This window comes from Vibrio marinisediminis (assembly GCF_014050145.1).
GTDB lineage: Bacteria > Pseudomonadota > Gammaproteobacteria > Enterobacterales > Vibrionaceae > Vibrio > Vibrio marinisediminis.
This window is the reverse complement of sequence record NZ_JACFYF010000333.1, coordinates 1-238: the sequence shown is the minus strand read 5'-3', so window position 1 is coordinate 238 and position 238 is coordinate 1. Positions and strand designations below refer to the sequence as shown.

Below are 238 nucleotides of genomic sequence, written 5' to 3'. Positions count from 1 at the left end.
GCCATCTTCGCCCTTAGGTCCTGGAATTCCTGGGGAACCAGCTTCGCCCCGTTCACCGCGTGCTCCTGGCTCTCCCTTCGCACCGTTCTTGCCGGGTTCACCTGAAGGACCTCGTGTTCCGGGTATACCATTAGTTCCTGCTGGTCCAGGGGGGCACCTTGCTCCTATTAGTCCAGGGGCTCCAGGAATGCCAGCTGGACCCATTTCACCCTTTCCACCAGGACTGCCGTTATTCCCG

Annotated in this window: 1 protein-coding gene; it reads right to left on the bottom strand. The window is 60.1% G+C overall.

Annotated features, from left to right (window positions below; all coding sequences use genetic code 11):
* On the bottom strand, positions 1 to 238 hold a 238-nt coding region (locus H2O73_RS21385; RefSeq protein ID WP_182110834.1), incomplete at both ends, for a collagen-like triple helix repeat-containing protein.